At 56.8% G+C, this 20,066-nt stretch carries 17 protein-coding genes and 1 other RNA gene; 9 read left to right on the forward strand and 9 right to left on the reverse strand.

Features of this window, described 5'->3' with window-relative positions; all coding sequences use genetic code 11:
- Positions 1–62 precede the first annotated feature (62 nt).
- From Q1B27_RS04100 to Q1B27_RS04110, 3 genes are all read right to left on the reverse strand, one after another.
- Positions 63–1,835, reverse strand: a complete 1,773-nt coding sequence (locus tag Q1B27_RS04100; protein ID WP_299843996.1) for a sulfatase-like hydrolase/transferase — start codon at positions 1,833–1,835, stop codon at positions 63–65.
- A 307-nt stretch (positions 1,836–2,142) separates the two neighbouring features.
- A complete protein-coding gene (locus Q1B27_RS04105) occupies positions 2,143–3,621 on the reverse strand; it encodes an RICIN domain-containing protein (RefSeq protein ID WP_299843999.1) in 1,479 nt (492 codons plus the stop codon).
- A gap of 373 nt (positions 3,622–3,994) precedes the next feature.
- Positions 3,995–4,276, reverse strand: a complete 282-nt coding sequence (locus tag Q1B27_RS04110; RefSeq protein ID WP_299844002.1) for a type II toxin-antitoxin system Phd/YefM family antitoxin — start codon at positions 4,274–4,276, stop codon at positions 3,995–3,997.
- 156 nt (positions 4,277–4,432) lie between these two features.
- Between Q1B27_RS04110 and ssrA the strand changes: the two genes are divergently transcribed.
- Positions 4,433–4,783, forward strand: a transfer-messenger RNA (tmRNA) gene (ssrA, locus tag Q1B27_RS04115).
- Between the two features lie 54 nt (positions 4,784–4,837).
- Here the strand turns inward: ssrA and Q1B27_RS04120 are convergent.
- Positions 4,838–6,769 carry a hypothetical protein gene (locus Q1B27_RS04120; RefSeq protein ID WP_299844004.1) on the reverse strand — a complete coding sequence of 644 codons (1,932 nt, stop codon included), beginning with the start codon at positions 6,767–6,769 and terminating at the stop codon, positions 4,838–4,840.
- Positions 6,770–7,051: 282 nt separating this feature from the next.
- On the opposite strand from Q1B27_RS04120, the gene Q1B27_RS04125 reads away from it, so the two are divergent.
- The 6 genes from Q1B27_RS04125 to Q1B27_RS04150 all read left to right on the forward strand — a co-directional run bounded on the left by Q1B27_RS04125 (position 7,052) and on the right by Q1B27_RS04150 (position 11,566).
- A complete protein-coding gene (locus Q1B27_RS04125; RefSeq protein ID WP_299844006.1) occupies positions 7,052–7,864 on the forward strand; it encodes a sulfurtransferase/chromate resistance protein in 813 nt (270 codons plus the stop codon).
- Between the two features lie 5 nt (positions 7,865–7,869).
- The gene (chrA, locus tag Q1B27_RS04130; protein WP_299844008.1) at positions 7,870–9,123 is read left to right on the forward strand and encodes a chromate efflux transporter; all 1,254 of its coding nucleotides are present in this window, start codon (positions 7,870–7,872) and stop codon (positions 9,121–9,123) included.
- 71 nt (positions 9,124–9,194) lie between these two features.
- The gene (locus Q1B27_RS04135) at positions 9,195–9,665 is read left to right on the forward strand and encodes an SspB family protein (RefSeq protein ID WP_299844011.1); all 471 of its coding nucleotides are present in this window, start codon (positions 9,195–9,197) and stop codon (positions 9,663–9,665) included.
- Between the two features lie 118 nt (positions 9,666–9,783).
- Positions 9,784–11,175 (forward strand): class II fumarate hydratase, encoded by a 1,392-nt coding sequence (gene fumC, locus Q1B27_RS04140; protein WP_299844013.1) that lies wholly within the window; start codon positions 9,784–9,786, stop codon positions 11,173–11,175.
- Positions 11,175–11,351, forward strand: a complete 177-nt coding sequence (locus Q1B27_RS04145) for a DUF4169 family protein (RefSeq protein ID WP_299844016.1) — start codon at positions 11,175–11,177, stop codon at positions 11,349–11,351. The genes fumC and Q1B27_RS04145 overlap by 1 nt, the downstream gene beginning before the upstream one ends.
- Entirely contained in the window at positions 11,348–11,566 is a 219-nt protein-coding gene (locus Q1B27_RS04150) for a ribbon-helix-helix domain-containing protein (RefSeq protein ID WP_299844019.1), read from the forward strand. Before Q1B27_RS04145 ends, Q1B27_RS04150 begins: the two co-directional genes overlap by 4 nt.
- Positions 11,567–11,760: 194 nt before the next feature.
- Here Q1B27_RS04150 and Q1B27_RS04155 read toward each other — a convergent pair whose 3' ends face one another.
- From Q1B27_RS04155 to Q1B27_RS04165, 3 genes are read right to left on the reverse strand one after another with little or no spacing between them, the layout of a single operon-like run.
- Entirely contained in the window at positions 11,761–13,125 is a 1,365-nt protein-coding gene (locus Q1B27_RS04155) for a cytochrome P450 (RefSeq protein ID WP_299844022.1), read from the reverse strand.
- The gene (locus tag Q1B27_RS04160; RefSeq protein ID WP_299844025.1) at positions 13,122–14,348 is read right to left on the reverse strand and encodes a hypothetical protein; all 1,227 of its coding nucleotides are present in this window, start codon (positions 14,346–14,348) and stop codon (positions 13,122–13,124) included. Before Q1B27_RS04160 ends, Q1B27_RS04155 begins: the two co-directional genes overlap by 4 nt.
- A gap of 39 nt (positions 14,349–14,387) precedes the next feature.
- Positions 14,388–15,140, reverse strand: a complete 753-nt coding sequence (locus tag Q1B27_RS04165) for a cytochrome c biogenesis protein CcdA (protein ID WP_299844028.1) — start codon at positions 15,138–15,140, stop codon at positions 14,388–14,390.
- Positions 15,141–15,161: 21 nt separating this feature from the next.
- On the opposite strand from Q1B27_RS04165, the gene Q1B27_RS04170 reads away from it, so the two are divergent.
- A complete protein-coding gene (locus Q1B27_RS04170; RefSeq protein ID WP_367181323.1) occupies positions 15,162–15,461 on the forward strand; it encodes a sulfurtransferase TusA family protein in 300 nt (99 codons plus the stop codon).
- Between the two features lie 182 nt (positions 15,462–15,643).
- On the forward strand, positions 15,644–16,552 hold the full coding sequence (locus Q1B27_RS04175) for a diguanylate cyclase (RefSeq protein ID WP_299844031.1): 909 nt from the start codon (positions 15,644–15,646) through the stop codon (positions 16,550–16,552).
- A gap of 17 nt (positions 16,553–16,569) precedes the next feature.
- Here Q1B27_RS04175 and Q1B27_RS04180 read toward each other — a convergent pair whose 3' ends face one another.
- On the reverse strand, positions 16,570–17,130 hold the full coding sequence (locus tag Q1B27_RS04180; protein ID WP_299844034.1) for an AAA family ATPase: 561 nt from the start codon (positions 17,128–17,130) through the stop codon (positions 16,570–16,572).
- 152 nt (positions 17,131–17,282) lie between these two features.
- Complete coding sequence (locus Q1B27_RS04185) at positions 17,283–20,057, reverse strand: Rne/Rng family ribonuclease (protein WP_299844886.1); 2,775 nt, start codon at positions 20,055–20,057, stop codon at positions 17,283–17,285.
- Positions 20,058–20,066: the final 9 nt, after the last annotated feature.

Here is a 20,066-nt window from a genome sequence, read left to right on the forward strand (position 1 = left end):
CGTCCAAACCGGCCTGATTGAAAATCCACGATCCCCACCGCACGCCAGTTCGAAACGCTGCATCATTGCGATGAAGCGGTCGGGCGATCAAAAGCATTAGACGTCGCAGCCAGTGATCCTGTCACGTCCGGCGAACCCGGACGCATTCGGTCTATCCTGACCTCGTCAAGGTCCGGCGCAGTCCCCATGCCATTGATAAGCTCGACCGATTGCAGCTCATGATCCTGAAACTCCAACCGCAGCTGACCCGCTAGCCCCGACAGGTCCGACCCATTGATGAAAATCTCTTTTTCCGAGGCATCCTGCACCGCCAGATCATATCCCATGAGCCGCAGGACAAGCGTCGCCATGTCGAAATGCGATTGCACCTTCCTGACTTCGCTCATCGTGTCGGCGGGGTCTGGCGCGTTGATCGGCAGAAACAGAAACGGGACGTTGAACACCTCGTTCTTGAACCAGCCATGCCCGCGTCTCATCCCCTCGCCTTTCAGCAGTTCGCCGTGATCCGAAGTCATCATGACATATGTGGGCTTTGTGCTGTGCTGACGCAGTTGCTCGATCAGCCCGCCCACGACATGATCGGTATAGTGAATCGCATTGTGGTATTCATCGCCGAACTTCTTGAACGCTTCGGGCGATTTCTCGGCATACGGGCTATGGGCGCCGCTGGGACCGATCACGATGAAGTTCCGATCATCATAGTCGATCTGCTCCAGATGATAGGCGAGGCTGTCATCAAAGCTGCGCATCTCGGGTGGTGCATCGGTGCTGACACGGATCGAATCGATCGATTTCGAAGACATCAGCGGCAGCAACGTATCCGCCACATCGCGATCATGCGAATAATGGAAATGAGTCTTGAAACCATTCTTCTTTGCCAGCCGGAAAAGACAGTTTGATTGCGACAGGAACTGCGTACCGATACCGGGATATTTCAGCCGGTTTATCAGCCCGGCAAATGAGGTGCGCGTCATTGTTCCCGAAGAATAGATCGACGAGGCGTATAGGTCTTCGATCTGATCAAGTCGTGGCGTCGTTTTCCTCTCGTACCCCAACACAGACAGGCTTTCGGCGCGCACGGTCTCGTTCAGGATCACGATGATGTTCACATCTGGGCTCGACAGCGCCACAGGCTCCGGCAGCGCCGGATAATCAGGCGATTTACCCGACAGCTTGTCCGGCAGAATACCAACCGTCAGATACCGCGCGGACCGATAGGCATTGTCGACACCCAGACGGTTGATATCCGGAAACAGCCGAAGATACGACGGCTCTCCCAGCTTTTCCTTGTTGACCGAGATGAACATGTAATTCCCGGCAAAATCGCAGCCCAGAATGATGACGACGAACCAGGCCGCCCGGGTCACGACGATGCGATGACGCGACATTGGAACAAGGACCGCGATGATCAGAACCACCACCACCCCTGCCATCAACAGGACCGGAATCATCTCACCGGTAGCCTCGAACAATGATGACATGATCAGCAGGAAATCAGGTGCCAACTGGATGTAATGAATGGGCAGGATGTAGCTGCCGAAATATTCGAAATTGATGATCTGGAACACCGACATCGCGAAAATGATGGTGATGAAAGACCGGTAGAAAATCTTACCCGCGAAGGTCGCGGCGAATATCAACACACAGGTGAAGAGGTAAGAAATCTGGAAAAGGCTCGAAACCTTGAACACATAATTACTGTTGACGAACTGATAATACGCCAGATCCATCAGCGTAATCGTCGCGATACAGAATACCGCTATGAACAGATTGTATTTGATCCGGGAGAGCGCGCCCAGGGGCCGCGTATTTACGTTTTGTGAAACGGTCTGCATGCTTCTTCAGTTTCCTGCTCAAAAAGGAACGAGATCATCGCGACCGTAACGCCATCTCGTTAAAAGTAACGAAACAGCTTGAATGCAAGCCAAAGCCCACCGTCACAACCGCGATACCCGTCCCTCATATTCGGTCTGCAACAGGGTCTAGAAATCATCGCACTATGTCAGAAAAATGTTCTTTCAGTTTCAATTTCTGGGGCATTCTATAGCGACTTTTTGCAGATCTTACCCTGTTGAACGGGTTCCGCCTGCCTGCGATTGGGTGCAAAGGCATCGCAGGCAGGTCGCGATCTGGCCGGAAAACCTAGAACGGCGGCTCTTCCTCGCGAAGCGTTATTGCCCATTGTTTCAGAACGATACCGTAGTGATCAGACAGGTCGCGAGGGGCCAGCGTTACCCCATCTCGCTCTGGATGCTCGGGGCGAAATTGCTCGGTCTCTACATACATTCGGCAATGCTGATCCGCCCTGCCCGCGGGCCATCTGAAGAAATAGTCGATGCGCGCGCCCCTGTCGCTCCGTGTCGCCAGGTTTCGAATGCTCAGAGGGAACCGGGGCCGCGTTGATCGTCCGACTTCGAAATCGCGCATGCTATCATGGGTGATGCCCGGCCCCTCATGACGACCGCAAGACGGCCATAGATCCTCGGACAACCGCATTTTCTGTCGTCTGAGAAAAGCAATGCTGGGGTTCAAGGCATCTAGGTTGAAATCTCCCATCATCAGGGCAACGTTGCCGGGGGCGGTATTCTCTTTCACGAACTGCTCGACCAATCCGGCCTGATTAAGGGTTATCCCGATGGCCGCATCTGGCCCGCCAGCATCGTCATTTTGAAGATGCGTGACGAAAAAATCATAGGTCACAGGGTGCCGGGGAATGCTGACTCTCGCATGTAAAATACCCTTCAGCGCCCAAAAATCATCGCCTTGCGGGGTGCCAATCGCGGGGAAGTCTTCGGTGTGAAACACATTGGGAAAAATCAGCGAATTACGGCTGATAATCGGGTGTCGGCTTAACAACAGCAACCCGCCGTCAGACCGCGGATCACCGGCACGGTCGGGTCCGTCAACGCGGTTCCCGCGCGTATAGATATCCCTTAATGAATCGGCGATTTTGTCCCGTTCCCCATCGCTGAAAACCTCTGCCAGGCCAACAATGTCGAATTTTTCACGCCGTAGTTTCGCAATAAGATGGTTTATGGCCCCATCGCGGTCCAGTCCCGAATAGCTACCGGGGAAAACCAGCAGGGCCATGTTCTGAAAGTAGACCGAAAGCGGATGCTGTACCAATCGCCATTCCTGATCCGTGGTATTGGCGCAGGAATAGGATGTCGCTGGCGCGCCTTCGAAATCATGGGCGCCCCGGTTCAGGTTCAGGCATCGGCCAGTGCTCCGGTTCTTCAGCTTGATCACGCCATTCGGACGACGAATGACCTGCCATTGCTGATCCGGAGAGCTGGAACAACGATAGACGGTAATCCTGCCGCCTTCAAAATCATCCTTGCCCCGATGAATATTCAGGCACCGGTTAGAGCCGCGGTTTTTCAGGCGTATCCAGGTTGAGCCTGAAAACAGTATCTCCCAGTCCTGATCAGGTGTTCTGGCACAGGAATAGACCGTTGCTGCGCCTCCATCGAAGTTGTCTTTTCCGCCATGCACGTTGAGGCAGCGATTTGTTGAGACATTATCAAGTTTGATGATGGTTTGGGCCAGGCTGGGGCCAGAAACACCCAGCAGTATGAACGGTACCGCCGCAATAAAAACAAACAAGGTCCGGAGCGTCATGGTCGACTCCTTTGATCAAAAAATGCGCATCCGAAAAACTGAGTTTCCAAGCCGCAAAATCTGTCGCGGCAAAAAAATTTCGGGTTTGGCGCTGGTGAAAACAATTAAATCATGCGCCGGTATTAATACGTCTACAGTACATAATCTGGCGTGATCTGACCACTTCTTTGTCGCCATTGTGGGTTTGCTCGACACGGACCATTGATGCTGGGAAAACCCGTCAAGTGTCGCACAAGAACTGCCAACAATTTCAGCGCGTCCGTCACGCCTTGGTCAATTTCAGGGTTCCAATCAGTCAACGGCCGTCCAGAAACCTGAAGGGCTTCGCGAAGACAGCGTTCATCTGTCAACAGTCTTCGGTAATGGAAATACCTCACCCCTCTCCGTCCAGAACCTCCTTCATGGCTCGAAATTCGCGCATCTTGGCATCGTGGCGATTCTGCATGAATATTTCACGATTGTTCTCGACCTTCTCCAGCGCGTTCAAATCCTTTGGCGATACCAGCGCGGCGACAGGTTTGCCGTGCCGGGTGATCAGGACGCGGTCCCCGGTCGACAGCATATGATCCAGGTAGCTGCGTAAGTTCTCGCGCAGACGGATGCTGTTGGCTTCGATATACATGAAATTCTCCTTGGGCTTGGTCGGAGCGTTCACGATCACATCCAAGAGTTAAGGCGTGGCTCAATCGGCGTTCGGCACCGTCCGGTGTGAAAAAGCTGGCCAAAACGTACGGGTCGTACGTCAGGTTTCCAAAACGGGCCGATTTCCGTACGTTTCTCGCGTACAGATCGTACGCTTTGTACGTCCTCGGCCCTTTGCAAACCCGCCACACTTGCCTATATAGGACAGGTCCTTCGGGACTATGGACATAAACGCGCTCGTAATAAGCGGATCGGACCCGGGGGCGGTACCCGGCGGCTCCACCAAATCCCTTTCATTTGAAGGGTTTAGGGGCCGAAACAGGATCGACGAACGTCTAAAGGGGTTTGCTTTGTCTCGGTGAGGTACCACCGTTATCGGTCCGAAAAGTACAATTGCAAATGACAATCGTGCTCCAGTTGCTCTCGCAGCGTAAGCTGTTGGAAAGACTGAAACTTTAAGCCCTTGCCTCTAGCCAGGTAAGGCGGGGTTCGCAGGCACCTGGCAACAGAAGCCTGCACTAAAAAGGCCCGCTTGACGCGGGCCTTTAGGTTTTTTTAACGCCTTATCAGTGGCTTATGGGACAAGACAGAAGGATTGCGTGTAAGGCGTCCTGTTTCCGCCATCATCAATACTGAAGATGTTTTCATCCCAGTCCATACCGCCCAGACGCGCCCGGTCAAAGACCACCATCCGGATCGAATAACCGCATTCAATCAACACGCCGCCTTGCGGATGCGCCGCAAAAGCTGCTGTTAAATCAAAGCGTTCCAGCAAGGCATCGGTCTCAGGGGGTGTCACGACTGTGCCCGTATCACTGAGCGCGGGGCGCGAGTTATACGTCCGCGTCATCGTCTGCGGTACTGCGCCACCAATATTGCCATCTGCCGACCAACTGAGCGAGTAGACACGGAAGTGATCATCCGAGAACGTGCCACGAATGTCGATCTCGACCGGATTGCCCTCACCGTCGATCTTGCACTGGTTGTCGAACGGATCGGTTTCGCCAGCCTTATAGAGCGACATCACAACGTTTTCAGGGCGTTTGTTATCTACCCGAATACGCACCGTAGAACTGGAAACTTCAGGTCCACCTCCGATTGGGCGCAGCACGATGCGCATATCGACCGTCGCAACATCACCCGGTACATCCGCCGATGAACGCCAGACCGCCAGCGACTCGTCATTCGGGCAATTGACCACACGTTGATAGGCCGTCAACGCAAACCAGCCGTTGGGATCCGAAGTATAGGGCGTCGCCAATCCGGCACAAGGTGCTTCGAGCGTCATCCAGTTCAGGCTGGCAGGATGCTGCACAGGCTGCTCAGGCGCGCCATCAATCGACACGCGCACCTGAAATTCATGGGTCCGATAGACATCACATTCAGGCCCGGGAACTTCACCCTGAACCCGAATGTCGCGGCCAAAAGGGCGATCACCATCAAACAGCCCGGTTGCCGGATTGATACGTGCGTTCACATCCACATGGCTGATCGCCGTTATGAATGAATTACAGGTATCCACCCGAATTCCAGCAGCCAACGCATCCAGCCCCATATCAGTATCGAGCGGTTCAAGCGAGTTGATCAGATCTCTGTTACGGAGATAAATGCCTGGCCCAACCGTCAATGCATCACCATCGGAAATGGTGTTCTTCCGCGCCTGAATTTCGGTTGAAAAGATCTCGATCGGGACCTGCTCAATTGAGTCGATCGCAGGCGTGTAGGCGTCTAGACCATAATCTACACCCTTGTCCGGCAGGCCAGATGGCAAGTTGGGCAGGAGATCATTGTTCGAACGCACAATTGTCCCGTTTCTGGCCGACAGCAGATCACCATCCAGAAACCGTGGCTTCTGCACTTCGGGCGGTGTTCCTTCCGTCGAAAACAGGATGTCAGTGTTCGTGCCTTCCAAAATTTCGATCAGAATGCCTGGATTTTCACGCAGTTGATCAACATCTGTGCCGTCAAGTTTTGCAAGCAACTCACGCTTTTCATTCGGAGCGCCCTCTATATGGACAGCGTCCAATCCCAGGTTCAGGGTGCGCGGCAGATCAAAACGCGCCAGCAAGGCATTGTTGGGCACAACCACGCCGTTGCTAAAGAGCAGGTCGCCGGCAGTGAATTGTGCCGCCCCGTTGACGGAATCGATCTCGGTCGAGAAGGCGGCAAAGACTACTTCCTTATTGATTTCGATCTTTTCCAAAGCATCAAGCCCGTGATCGTAACGACTGATGTTGAACACGTTCAACAACTCCTCGTTACGGGCACAAAGCGTTGTACCTGATCCAATTTCGTAACTCAGAAGGTCGCCGTCCGACACGACCGGACCACCGGGCAAACGCGGACCTTGTGAGAAAAAATCCTCGGAAGTTGAAAACCAGAGGCCCGTACATTTGGCGAGGTTGGCATTTTGTGCAACCGCTGACTGAGCAGTCGACAGGTATAGGGCCGAGGCCAATGCCGTCGCGACAAAGACCAATCGGCCCGAAAAATCGGGTAAATTCATTTTTCTTCTCCACAAATCAAAACGCCCTAAAATTAGTGGGCAGGTTATCGGCGGAAAAATTTTCGCCGAACAAATCAACCCTAACACGAACATGGTGCTGGGTAGAGTGTGGAATACCCTACCCGGCCCGTTTACCACTTGTCAGATCGTAGACGCTCTTGCTCTGGCGGATTGACAACGTGCTGTTTTTTGCGGAAGTTTGGCGCATGGGGCCTCATTTGCGACTGCCCCGTGAGGCTACGCGCCCAAAGTCGCATCCACTGTCTTGCCAGAGGATGTGCTATGCCTGCTCCAAACGAAATCACACCCCAACAACTTCTTCGACTGATGGGAACGCCCGATTGCCCCGCCATCGTCGATATCAGCATTGATCCCGATTTCGAGGCTGATCCCTATCTGATCCCGGGATCCTTTCGCCACTCGCATAAGGATATTCCCAGATTGGTTGATCGCTTGGAAGGCAGAGCGTGTGTGATCATCTGTCAGAAAGGTGTTAAACTGAGCCAAGGATTGTCAGCCTGGCTACGGAGCGAGGGCATCCAGGCCGAATATCTGTCTGGCGGCATGTATCGTTGGCGCGACACGCCTGGTGCACCACGTATCCCTGCCGCTTCCCTGCCTGATGCCAAGGATAATCAAACCCTTTGGGTTACACGGCACCGACCCAAGATAGACCGTATCGCCTGTCCCTGGCTCATCCGGCGCTTTGTTGATCCTGATGCACGATTTCTTTTTGTTTCGCCCGCCGAAATCGAAGGTGTTGCCGATCGCTATGGCGCGACGCCTTTTGATATCGAGGGAGTGTTTTGGTCACACCGGGGTGAGAATTGCACCTTCGACACCATGCTGGAAGAATTCTGCTTGCAGACCGAGCCTCTCTTGCGATTGGCGCGTGTCATCCGGGGGGCGGATACGGACAGACACGACTTGACTCCGCAATCTGCGGGGCTTCTGGCGGTATCCGTGGGACTGTCACGCCAATACCGGGACGATGTGGCTCAGCTGGACGCCGGAATGGGTCTTTATGATGCCCTGTACCGATGGGCACGCGATGGATATGACGAAGGCCATGACTGGCCCCTCTCAAAGAACTGATACACATGCAGAAACCAACATTGAGTGACCTCTTTCGTGTCTTTGGGCGTATCGGCATTTTCTCCTTCGGTGGGCCTGCGGCGCAGATCTCGCTGATGCATACCGAATTGGTAGACCGTCATAAATGGCTGAAAGAACAGCAGTTTCTGGGCGCGCTGTCATTCTGTATGCTGCTTCCCGGCCCGGAGGCCATGCAATTGGCAACCTATTCGGGCTGGCGGTTACATGGCATTCGCGGCGGATTGCTGGCCGGGTCTCTGTTCGTCCTGCCGGGGGCTTTCGTGATCCTGTGCCTGGCCTTGGGGTATGCTTTCTACGGTGACCTGCCGCTTGTGCAATCCATATTTATCGGCATCCAGGCAGCCGTCGTCGCGATCGTCTTCAAGGCACTTCTCAACCTGTCCCGCAAGGCATTGAATGGCTTGGATAGTTGGGTGCTGGCATTGCTGGGATTTGCTGCCATTTTTGTCTTCTCTGTCCCGTTTCCGGCGATTATCGCCCTGGCCGCCCTTTGGGGGTTCCTCAAGAAAAGCGGTGATGAGACTGGAAGTGCCGCGCATGTTCACCAGCATGTCTCAACCGCGGCGACACTCAAAACCGTGGCGATCTGGAGTGTCCTCTGGTCAATGCCCTTGATCCTGCTTTGGATCGCAGATGCTGCATTCCTTTTTGAGCTGGGCGTTTTCTTTAGCAAATTGGCGATTGTCACCTTCGGTGGGGCCTATGCCGTTCTGGCTTATATGACCCAGGCCGTCGTTAACACACATGGTTGGCTGACCACTCCACAGATGATCGACGCGCTTGGGTTGGCCGAAACCACGCCGGGGCCACTGATCCTGGTGACCGAGTTTGTGGGCCTACTGGCAGGTTTTGAAAAGGGCGGTGTTGGCTTGTCTTTGGTAGCGGGCGCATTGACCCTATGGGTTACCTTTACACCTTGTTTCTTATGGATTTTCGCTGGTGCACCCTATGTTGAAAATATCCTGTCGCGACCAAGATTGAAAGGCGCGCTTGCCGCGATTTCGGCAGCGGTTGTAGGTGTCATTCTGAATTTGTCGGTATGGTTCGCGCTGCATGTGCTTTTTACATCAGTTGAACGCGGCACATTCGGTCCGGTGCCGGAAATCAGCAGTTTCTCACCTGTCAGTGCCGGTTTCGTTACGCTGGCTTCTATTCTTTTCCTGGTCTTGCGCCTGCCAATGTTGGTTGTTCTGGCGCTGATGGCTGGGGCTGCTGCGGGCGCGCATTTTTTCGCCTGAACAAGCGCGCGGCAGGTCTTTTGTTTTGCTTCGAATCCCCTATGCTGAATCTCAGCTAGCCGGGGAAAAAAATGTCGCGCTCGATTGACTATGGAAATCTGATGCACCGGGCCATGCGTGGTCTGATCCAGGACGTTTTGAATGATGTTCGTGACAACGGCCTGCCCGGCGCGCATCATTTCTTTATCACCTTCGACACAACTCACCCCGATGCCCGCCTCGCCGATTGGCTGAAGGAGCGGTATCCAAGCGAGATGACCGTTGTGATGCAGCATTGGTTCGATGACCTTGAGGTGACCGATCAGGGTTTTTCCGTAACGTTGAATTTCGGCGATGCACCGGAAAATCTGTATGTGCCGTATGATGCAATCGAAACCTTTGTTGATCCGTCGGTCGAGTTTGGGCTGCGGTTTGAAACGCAAGAAGATGACGACGATGATGATGAGGCCGAGGCGTCATCCGAAAGCCAGGATGCGGAAAATGAGGCTGAAGACCACAAGCCCGAGGCGGATGTCGTGAGCCTTGACAGTTTCCGCAAGTGATCGCCCTTTTATAATTTTTCAAAACAATCACAGTTACTTACAGCCTATTCTCCGTGATGCATTGAACTTTCCGGTATCTCGGGTATGACATGGCAGAAACATCAAGGAGAGCTTTGACATGTCCCAGACCCGCACCGAAACCGATAGTTTTGGCCCGCTCGAAGTTCCCTCGGACAAATACTGGGGCGCACAAACCCAACGCTCGATCATGAACTTTCCAATTGGCTGGGAAAAACAGCCTGTGGCGATCGTACGTGCGTTGGGCGTGATCAAGAAAGCCTGTGCCCAGGCCAATATCAAGCTGGGTAAACTGGACGCCGAACGCGGCGATGCCATTGTGCAGGCGGCAGGCGAAGTGGTTGACGGTAAACTGGACGATAACTTCCCGCTCGTGGTCTGGCAAACCGGATCAGGAACACAATCGAACATGAATGCTAACGAGGTGATAGCCAACCGCGCGATTGAAATTCTGGGCGGTCAGATCGGCTCCAAGGACCCGGTGCATCCCAACGATCATTGTAACATGGGTCAGTCTTCGAACGATACGTTTCCGACGGCCATGCATATCTCGGCCGCGATGACTGCGCATGATGTTTTGTTGCCGGGGTTGGCGAAACTGCACGGTGCGCTGGAGCAGAAAGTCAAGGAATTTGAAGGTATTATCAAGATTGGCCGCACCCACACTCAAGATGCGACACCGTTGACGTTGAGCCAGGAATTCTCGGGCTATACGCATCAGGTGGCGATGGGTATCGCGCGCGTGAAGGACGCTTTGGGCCGGATTTATGAGCTGGCGCAGGGCGGCACGGCGGTGGGAACCGGACTGAACACCACCAAGGGCTGGGACACGATGGTCGCCGCGAATATGGCAGAGATCACCGGGCTTCCTTTCGTCACCGCACCCAACAAGTTCGAGGCATTGGCGGCGCATGATGCGATGGTCGAAATCTCGGGCGCGTTGAAAACAGTTGCCGCCTCTTTGTTCAAAATTGCCAATGATATCAGGCTTTTGGGTTCTGGTCCGCGTTGCGGGTTGGGAGAACTGGTGCTGCCCGAAAACGAACCCGGAAGCTCCATCATGCCGGGCAAGGTCAATCCGACCCAATGCGAGGCGCTGACGCAGGTCTGCGCGCATGTCATGGGCAATGATGCGGCGGTCGGGTTTGCGGGGTCTCAGGGGCATTTTGAACTTAACGTCTACAAACCGATGATGTCGTATAACGTCTTGCAATCCATGCAACTTTTGGGGGATGCCAGCAGCGCCTTCACGGATAACCTGGTTGATGGGCTTAAGGCGGACGAGGCCCGGATCGACAGGCTGATGCGCGAGTCGCTGATGCTGGTGACCGCGCTGGCGCCGGAGATCGGATATGACAATGCCACCAAGGTTGCCAAAACCGCCCACAAGAATGGCACAACGCTGAAAGAAGAAGCGATTTCATTAGGTTACGTGGACGAGGAAACCTTTGACCGGGTGGTGCGTCCGGAAAACATGGTTGGACCGAAGTAATGGCAGAGCCGGTCAACCTGAACCGGTATCGCAAGACGAAGGCGCGGGCCGAGCGCAAGGCGCAAGCCGCGGAAAACGCAGTGAAATTTGGCCGCACCAAGGCGGAGAAAGAGCTTGAAAAAAACCGCGCCGAGAAGGCCGACACCACGATTGAACAGCATAAGCTGGACGAATGAGTGGTCGGCCGGTCAAGCATTCTCTGACGTTAAGAGGGCATCGGACCAGCGTATCGCTGGAGGATGAATTCTGGCGAGCCTTTCGAGAAATAGCGACTAAAAAAGATATGCCAATCAATGTGTTGGCTGCCGAAATTGATGCGGATCGGGGGACGGAGATTGGGTTGGCCTCGGCCATTCGGGTCTATGTATTGAACCACTACCGGTCGCGATAGTTGCGAATCCCCCCTCAAGCCTTTGGTTAACAACGTAAAACCCCTATCGGTATAACGTCGGTATTTTGTCGGTATTACGTCGGTGTGCTATCGGTGAAGGTCAGAATATTAACAATGCGCGCGCGTAAACTGTGTAAACTCTGTACGCGGATTGTGTACACAAAGCGCCGCGCAGTGACCCTGACAGGACCTCATCATCCGCGCGGCTTGATCCTGAGCCAGATGCCGTCCTTGCCCCGGACGGTCAGGTGGGCGACGGGAATGGCCGGTTTTTCGGCAATCAGATCGAAGCGGTAGGCACGGGTCAGAATCGACAATAGCAGCGGCCCTTCGATCATCGCGAAGCCCGCGCCGGGGCAGACGCGCTGACCGGTTGAGAACGGGATATAGGCGGTGCGCAGGCAGGTTTTGCCGTTTTCAGTGGCATAGCGCGCGGGGTCGAAACCATCGGGATTGTCCCACAGGCGTTCGTGCCGGTGCAGATGCCACGGGCTGAGCACGATCTGCGCGCCCTTGGGCACGTCGCGGTCGCGGAACCGTTCGGGGCACGTGGTCTCGCGCACCATCATCGGCACGGGCGGATAGAGGCGCAGCACCTCGCGGAAGACATCGCGGGAGAGACGCAGTTTCGACATCTCGGCAAAGCCAAAATCATCCTTGAGCACACCCGCAGCCTCATCCGCCAGCCTGTCCTGCCAGTCGGGGTACATCGCCAGCAGGTAGAGCGCCCAGGCGAGGGCCGAGGCGCTGGTTTCATGGCCCGCCAGAAAGAAGATGGCGACCTGATCGACCATTTCATCGGTGCTGAAAGTCTCGCCGGTTTCAGGGTCGGGTGTGGTCATGATCTTGGTGGCCAGATCGTCAGGCGCATCCCCTGCCCTGATCTGATCCATGCGCGCCGCCGTCAAGGTGGTGATCAACTGCCGGATGCGTTGGGCGGTGTGCCGGGTCGCGGCCCTGTGGAAACGCGGAAACCAGCGCGGTAAGGGCAGAAGCGCGCCGAGGTTGACGACCGGCTGGGCGCGCTGATGGGCGCGGAACGTATCGAACACCTGGCCCGCCGTTTCATGCTCGATCGGGATCGAGAAGAGCGTGCGAAAAATCACGTCAGCGGCGGCATGGCTGGTCTGGGCCTCGATCTCAATCGGTTCGCCGTCCGCATGGGCGGCCAGCCGATCGACCGCGCCCTGCCCCGCGGCGAGCATCGCTGGGAACGTATCGCGCAAACGCCCGCCTTCGAACGCGGGGTCGATGATGCGGCGCTGACGTTTCCAGACCGCGCCATTGGTGACAAAGACCGAATTGCCCAGAAGAGGTTTCAGCCCTTCGCGGATGCGGTCGGATTTGGGGAAATCATCGGGGCGCGCCTTGAGCACCAGATCAATCAGTTCCGGTTGATTGCAGAGGTAGGAACGGAAGAAAGGCGTTTTGAATTCGGCCATCCAGGCGCGATAAAGCCGCGCTGGCTGAGCCGAGAGGATGTCCTGCCGGAAGAGTTTCAGGTAACGCCAGAGCGAGACGCGGCCCTCGCGGGCGGGCGGTTTGGGGGGCCGCGTCATGGCGTGACGCTCGTATGCGGGGATATCGGGGCTTCGATCCGGGATTTCGATGGCGCGCGGCCTGCAAAACGGTCGCCCAGCGTGCGCGGCCCGGCGGTGATCTGGAAATAATCATAGTCACCCGGATTGTCGAAGGCGCAGAGATACTGGAAATGCAGGCGGAAGAAGCGCCAGCGCAGTTCCTGCCAGCGCGCGGGGCTGAGGGTCTGGGTGAAGGCGGCTGAGATCACCAGCGGCCAGCGTTTGGCATCGGTGGCGACACCGCTGACGCTGACCGGATCGCAGAGCGCAAAGGCGCAGCCATCGCCGGGGGCGGTGACATCGACCCATGTCAGTTCATCCCGGGTCGACAGGTAGCGCAGATCGGCGCGCAGGCGGTGGGCGTCAGGTAAAAATGAGACCATCGGCACCACTTGCCCCAGCGACAGGAAGGAAAGCGCGGGGCCGTCATCGCCCACCCGGCCCTGACGGATCAGATCGGCCAGGATCGACACCGCCAGATGCGCGCCCGAGGAATGGCCGACCACCAGCACCTCGTCAGCGTCGCCTTGGAGTGCGGTGGCGATTTCATCGGTGAAGGTGGCCATGCGGGCCTCAAGCTCGGGCGGGTTGGCGCCTTTGGCCTGGGCGGTGTAGGCGTAGTCATGCATCAGGTAATAGGCAAAGAACCTGTTATCCTGGCGCTTGAACCAGCTGAGGAGCGCGTAGGCCAGCGCCACCCCGGCGGCGAGTGCGATCATGTGACCAAACGTGCCAAGCGCGGGGATCAGTATCGCCTTGCCCGCCCAGGTGAGGATCGAGGTGGCAAGAATGGCGAGGATCAGTTGCACCAACAAGAAGCCCACAGGGTAGAGCGCGGCGATGACCGGCCCCTTGCGCAGTCGCATCAGGCGAAAGAGTGCGCCGGTGCCGATATAGGTCCAGGCAGTGCGGAGCAGCTGGCCATAGGTGGCGGCGATGCCCTGATCCATGCTGTCGCGCACGATGTCGGACCAGATCAGGGTTTCCACATCGGTGGCGGTATCGGTGCCGTCAATCGTAGCTTCGAGGTGCCAGCCATAGCGCCCGTCGGTGCGTTGCGGGCTAAGGGCGATCCGGTAGCCGGAAATCCCTGCCTGCGCGGTGCTTTCCTTGCGGTAAAGCTCGCGGTAGCGGCGGGGATGGATCGGGTCGTAGCCCGGAATGTAGAAAACGTGCCTGCGGTGCACTGTTCGGCTGCTCATGGGCGTGACGTTAGCGCAGGAATTCGCGATGCGGTAGGCTTATCCGATATTGGCAAGCGCCGGGAAGACCTCGAGCAGCCAGAAGGAGAAGGCCGAGAAACCGCCGGTCAGCATCAGTAGGCCGATGGTCCACAAGAGCAGGCCCATGACCTTCTCGATCTGTTCCATATGGCGTTTCATCCAGCCCATGACGCCGGTCAGGCGCGGCAGGAAGGCGGCGACAAGCAGGAAGGGCACGCCAAGGCCGATGGCGTAGATCGCCAGCAGGAAGGTGCCGCGCGGGACCGAACCTTCGGAGGCGGCCAGAGACAGGATCGCGCCCAGTTGCGGGCCGATGCAGGGCGTCCAACCGAAGGCGAAGGCGAGGCCGAGGATATAGGCGCCAAACGCGCTGCCGCCGCGGTCGCCCGCGTCCATCCGCGCCTCACGGTCCAGAAAGCCGATGCGGTAGATGCCGATGAAATGCGCCCCGAACCCCATCACCAGGATGCCCGCCACGGTGTTGAAATAGCTTTGATATTGCAGGAAGGCCGTGCCGATGGCCGAGGCCGCGAACCCGAGGAACAAAAACACCGTCGAGAGGCCCAGCACGAAGAATAACGCCGGCACCGTGGCGCGGGCGCGATGGGTTGTGCTGGTCGACAGATCGTTCAGGGTCACGCCGCTCATATACGCCAGATAGGGCGGCACGATGGGCAGCACGCAGGGGCTGAGGAATGAAATCACGCCTGCCAGAAGCGCCACGATCATGGCGGGCAGAAGGCTTGCGTCGATGATTTCTATGCCGAACATTTCCCCCACATAATCAATTCCATGGCCCGCGTCACGCGCCCTTTGGTCACAAGGTTGTGGACAGGGCGTGAGTTGGCGCATATGTCGCGGCCCATGAACGAGATCGAGATAGATGCCCGTGGGCTGCTCTGCCCGCTGCCGGTGCTGAAGCTGGCCAAGCGGATGAAATCGCTGGCGGCGGGCGATCAGGCACGGTTGCTGGCGGACGATCCGGCGGCGGTGGTGGATGTGCCGCATTACTGCGCCGAAAGCGGTCACGAGCTGATCTCGGTCATCGAGGCCCAGGGTGGCCAGGTCTATCTGGTGCGCAAGGCCGGCTGAGGCCGATGGCGAATGCCGACCCATACCCTAAAATTCACATTAGCTTTTACCTAAACGCCATTGAATTGACTGAATTTATCCAAGTGATTCCGCAAACCCGCGGCTAGGTTTGCGAAAGTGGGTGGGGTTTGAATTGCTTGTCAGTGCCGCACCCTTGGGTTTGGGTATGGGTGCATTGCGTCATGTTTATAGATGTTCATTGGAATACGAAGGCTGTCATTGACAGTATGGGGGTGGGTGTCAGCGTTTTTGATAACGATCTGAACCTGACGATCTGGAATCAGAAATACATCGAGATTTTCGAGAAACCGCTGAGCGAGGTCTATCCGGGCGTGCCGTTCAGATACCTGCTGCAATGCGAAAAAAGCCGTGGAGATTTTCCCGGCGATATCGACAAACATCTGGAAGAGCTGAAACGCAACCTGCGCAACAATGAGACCGTGGTGGCCGAGTTTCGCACGCGTCAGGGCAAAGTCATCAGCTCGACCCATTCACCAATGCCCGGCGGTGGCTGGGTTGGCACGCATCTGGATATCTCGGCGCAGGCACTGGCGACGGAACGTATCGAACATGCGGCCCTGCATGATGTGTTGACCGGCCTGCCCAACAGGCTGGCATTCAACTCCCGGATGGAAGAGGTGCTGGAACACGAAAGCAGGACCGGTCACAGCGTTGTGCTGATGCTGCTGGATCTGGACAGGTTCAAATATGTCAACGACACGTTCGGGCATCCGGTCGGCGATGAGTTGTTGAAACTGGTCACGGACCGGGTGGGCGGTTGCATCCGCAAAAACGACATTGCGGCGCGCATCGGCGGGGATGAATTTGCCATTGTGCTTGAGGCCCGGCGCGAAGACATACGCGATGTGGCCATTGGCATTGCCGAGGCGATCCTGCACGAGGTGCACCGCCCCTATTTTATCTGCGGCAACGAGATTTCGATCGGGGTCAGTATCGGCATCTGCGTGGTCAAGGATGGCACGCAAGATCAGGAACGCATTATCCGGCAGGCCGATCAATCGCTTTACCGGGCCAAGAATGCGGGCCGAAATCGATATGATTATTTCGAGATGATCCGGCACGGCGACTGATCGCCAAGTTCTGCGCGTTACAGTCCGAAATGCACCTTGATGTGTTGGGCAAAGTCCTGTGGGGCAATATCGGTATTGTCGATGCGCAGGTAGTTTTTCGCGTCAATCTCCCCCGCGTCGGAGTTGAGCCGATGCTTCGCGGCGGTTTCGCGTAGTTCGGCCTCAAAGAGATCGAAATTTCGTTTTGACGGCTTGTGTTCAAGGCGGTTGGGCGACGCGTTTCGCGCGATGCGCGTCTCGAACTCGGCCTCAAGCTCGACAAGGTAAACCTGCCGCCCAACGCTCTCGAAAAGCTGGGTGATCTTGTCGATATAATCGCGGTCGGACGGCAGATCGAAGGCCCAGACATAGGTGAAAATCAGGCCCTCAAGATCACTGGCGGCAACGGCCTTGAAGATATCCCAGCGGACACGCGCGACCAGTTCGCGGCCAATATCGCTGCTGTAGGAAAAGAACTGGCCGATCAGATCAATCGACATGTGATTGTGAAAAAGCCTGAGACCGGTCAGCTTTGCCAATTCCTGACCGACGGTCATTTTACCAACAGCCTGTGGCCCGATGATGATAACGAGTGACATCTCTGCTTTGATCCCGGACCTCGTGGTGCGCGCTATCGGCAGCGTGGTCCGTCATTTGAGGGCTGTCAATGCAGGTTGGAGTTGTCAGCCGCCGGAACGAAAAACGCAGCACCCGTTAAAGTGCTGCGTTTTCAAAATCTTATGATCCGGGTTTAACGCCCCAAAGACCACCAACCCTTGCGCTTGGGCTTGTCGGGATCAGGGGCTTTTTCGACCACCGGCTCGGGCTTTGGTGCCGGTTTCGCTTGCGGTGCCTCGGCCACGGCCACCTCGGAAACTGGCTCGGCGATGACAGCGGCAGGTTCGACACTGGCTTCGGCCATCGCAGGCTCTGGAGCGGGTTCAACCACGGGCGCCTCAGCCACTTCCGGCTCTTTCTTCTTTGCGCGCGAGCGGCGTTTCTTTGGCTTTTCTTCTGCCTCGGGTGCCGCTTCTTCAGTCTTGGCCTCTGGTGCCTCTGTGGCCTCCTCCTTAGCTGCATCATCCTGGGCGACATCCGCCGCCGGCGCAGCTTCGGCCTCATCCGCCTTCTTGCGGGGCCTGCGGGTGCGCTTGGATTTGGGTTTCACCTCCTCCTCGGAGGTGTCGGTTGCGGCATCCGCGACCTCAGCGGGTTGATCCTCAGCCGGGGTGGCGTCTTCGTCCTTGGGTGCATCCGACGTGTCGGTGGCCTCGTTGGCTTCATTCGTGTCACCGTCCTGAGCGTCAGCGGACTGATCGTCACCTCCGTGATCGGATTTGGACTTACGACGACGACGACGACGGCGACGCTTCTTGGGTCTGGCCTCTTCCTCCTCAGACGCCGCGACAGGTACTTCTTCGACCTCGGCCTCAGTCTCTTCGTCGATGTCATCCATCAATGAGCTGTTGACAGACACCACGGGCGCGCTGGCTTCGGGAACGTTGCGCGTGGCGGTCTTGAACTTTTCAAGCGTGAAATCCGGGCTGATCAGCATCGGATCACCTTCGATCCGCACCGAAAGACCATACCGGGCCTCGATCTGCGCCACATGCTCACGCTTCTGGTTCATGATGAAGTTGGCAATGCCGACGGGGCATTTGACCAGCACTTCGCGCGAACGGCGGCGGGTGCCCTCTTCTTCGATCTGGCGCAGGATGCTGAGTGCCAGATTGTCGTCCGAGCGGATGAGCCCGGTGCCGTGGCAGGCCAGGCAGGGCTGGGTCGTCGCCTCGATCATGCCGGGGCGCAGGCGCTGACGCGACATTTCCATCAGGCCGAAACCGCTGATCCGGCCCACCTGAATGCGGGCGCGGTCGGTTTTCAGCTTTTCCTTCATCCGCTTTTCGACGGCCGAATTGTTGCGACGTTCATCCATGTCGATGAAGTCGATCACAATCAGACCGGCAAGGTCGCGCAGGCGCAGCTGGCGGGCAACTTCCTCGGCGGCCTCAAGGTTGGTCTTGAGGGCGGTTTCCTCGATCGAGCCTTCCTTGGTGGCCCGGCCCGAGTTGACGTCGATGGCGACAAGCGCCTCGGTCACACCGATCACGATATAGCCGCCGGATTTCAGTTGTACCGTCGGGTTGAACATGGCGCTGAGGTAGCTTTCAACCTGGTGGCGCGCGAAAAGCGGCATCGCATCAGCATAGTTTTTCACGTTCTTGGCGTGGGACGGCATGATCATTTTCATGAAGTCCTTGGCGATGCGGTAGCCGCGTTCGCCTTCGACCAGCACCTCGTCAATCTCGCGATTGTAGAGGTCGCGAATCGACCGTTTGATCAGGTCGCCCTCTTCGTAGATCTTGGCGGGGGCGATGGATTTCAGCGTCAGTTCGCGGATCTGCTCCCACATGCGCTGAAGGTATTCATAGTCGCGCTTGATCTCGGATTTGGTACGTTTGGCCCCGGCGGTGCGCACGATGAGACCCGCGCCGCCCGGCACGTCGATCTCGTTGGCGATTTCCTTGAGCTTCTTGCGGTCCGCAGCGTTGGTGATCTTGCGGCTGATGCCGCCGCCACGGGCGGTGTTGGGCATCAGGACGCAGTAACGCCCGGCAAGGGACAGGTAGGTGGTCAGCGCCGCACCTTTGTTGCCGCGTTCTTCCTTGACCACCTGCACCAGAAGGATCTGGCGGACCTTGATGACTTCCTGAATCTTATAACGGCGCGGGCGTGGTTTGCGCACCGGGCGGATGTCTTCGCTGTCATCTTCGTCGGCGACGGATTCGATGGTTTCATCCTTGGCCGTGGCATCGGATTTGGGCGCATCATCGTCGTCGTCATCATCGTCGCTGTGATCCACCGGGGCGACATCATCGCTGGTATCCTCGGCAGCGTCTTCCGCTGGAGCATCCGCCGCGGCGGTTTCATCAGAGGGTTGTTCGTCTGTCGTGTCATCGGAAGTGCCCTCGGTCGGGGCATCGTCGGCGGCCTCAGCAACCGGTTCTTCGACAGGGGTTTCACCGACCATTTCCATCGGCGACATGCCCTCATCCGGGTCTAGCGCATCATCACCGAGGTCGATGGTTTCCATGCCCGAAATCTGGCCATCGGTCAGATCAGAGGTGACAACCGCATCATCCGAACTTGTTTTCTCGGCCTTCGCCTTGGAGCGGCCGCGTGAGCGTCGTTTTTTGGGTTTTTCATCCTCTTCGTCGCGGGCTTTCTGGGCCTCGGCATAGGCGCGCTCTTCTTCCATGAGCGCCTCGCGGTCCGCAACGGGGATCTGGTAGTAATCAGGATGAATTTCTGAAAAGGCTAGGAAGCCGTGGCGATTGCCGCCATAGTCGACAAAGGCCGCCTGAAGTGACGGTTCGACCCGGGTAACTTTTGCCAGATAGATATTGCCAGCTAGCTGGCGTTTGTTCTCAGATTCAAAGTCGAACTCCTCAACCTTGTTTCCGTCAACCACCACAACGCGGGTTTCTTCCGCGTGGGTGGCGTCGATAAGCATTTTCTTAGCCATGTTATCCAA

The organism is uncultured Roseovarius sp. (assembly GCF_947489715.1).
Classification (GTDB): domain Bacteria; phylum Pseudomonadota; class Alphaproteobacteria; order Rhodobacterales; family Rhodobacteraceae; genus Roseovarius.

Coding starts and splice junctions, on each gene's coding strand:
- Q1B27_RS04155 (WP_299844022.1), bottom strand. CDS start 13,125: ATGACGCGGCCCCCCAAACCGCCCGCCCGCGAGGGCCGCGTCTCGCTC.
- Q1B27_RS04180 (WP_299844034.1), bottom strand. CDS start 17,130: ATGTCACTCGTTATCATCATCGGGCCACAGGCTGTTGGTAAAATGACC.
- Q1B27_RS04125 (WP_299844006.1), top strand. CDS start 7,052: ATGCCTGCTCCAAACGAAATCACACCCCAACAACTTCTTCGACTGATG.
- Q1B27_RS04120 (WP_299844004.1), bottom strand. CDS start 6,769: ATGAATTTACCCGATTTTTCGGGCCGATTGGTCTTTGTCGCGACGGCA.
- Q1B27_RS04185 (WP_299844886.1), bottom strand. CDS start 20,057: ATGGCTAAGAAAATGCTTATCGACGCCACCCACGCGGAAGAAACCCGC.
- Q1B27_RS04165 (WP_299844028.1), bottom strand. CDS start 15,140: ATGTTCGGCATAGAAATCATCGACGCAAGCCTTCTGCCCGCCATGATC.
- Q1B27_RS04175 (WP_299844031.1), top strand. CDS start 15,644: ATGTTTATAGATGTTCATTGGAATACGAAGGCTGTCATTGACAGTATG.
- Q1B27_RS04160 (WP_299844025.1), bottom strand. CDS start 14,348: ATGAGCAGCCGAACAGTGCACCGCAGGCACGTTTTCTACATTCCGGGC.
- Q1B27_RS04105 (WP_299843999.1), bottom strand. CDS start 3,621: ATGACGCTCCGGACCTTGTTTGTTTTTATTGCGGCGGTACCGTTCATA.
- Q1B27_RS04145 (WP_299844016.1), top strand. CDS start 11,175: ATGGCAGAGCCGGTCAACCTGAACCGGTATCGCAAGACGAAGGCGCGG.
- Q1B27_RS04100 (WP_299843996.1), bottom strand. CDS start 1,835: ATGCAGACCGTTTCACAAAACGTAAATACGCGGCCCCTGGGCGCGCTC.
- Q1B27_RS04170 (WP_367181323.1), top strand. CDS start 15,162: ATGGCCCGCGTCACGCGCCCTTTGGTCACAAGGTTGTGGACAGGGCGT.
- Q1B27_RS04135 (WP_299844011.1), top strand. CDS start 9,195: ATGTCGCGCTCGATTGACTATGGAAATCTGATGCACCGGGCCATGCGT.
- fumC (WP_299844013.1), top strand. CDS start 9,784: ATGTCCCAGACCCGCACCGAAACCGATAGTTTTGGCCCGCTCGAAGTT.
- Q1B27_RS04150 (WP_299844019.1), top strand. CDS start 11,348: ATGAGTGGTCGGCCGGTCAAGCATTCTCTGACGTTAAGAGGGCATCGG.
- chrA (WP_299844008.1), top strand. CDS start 7,870: ATGCAGAAACCAACATTGAGTGACCTCTTTCGTGTCTTTGGGCGTATC.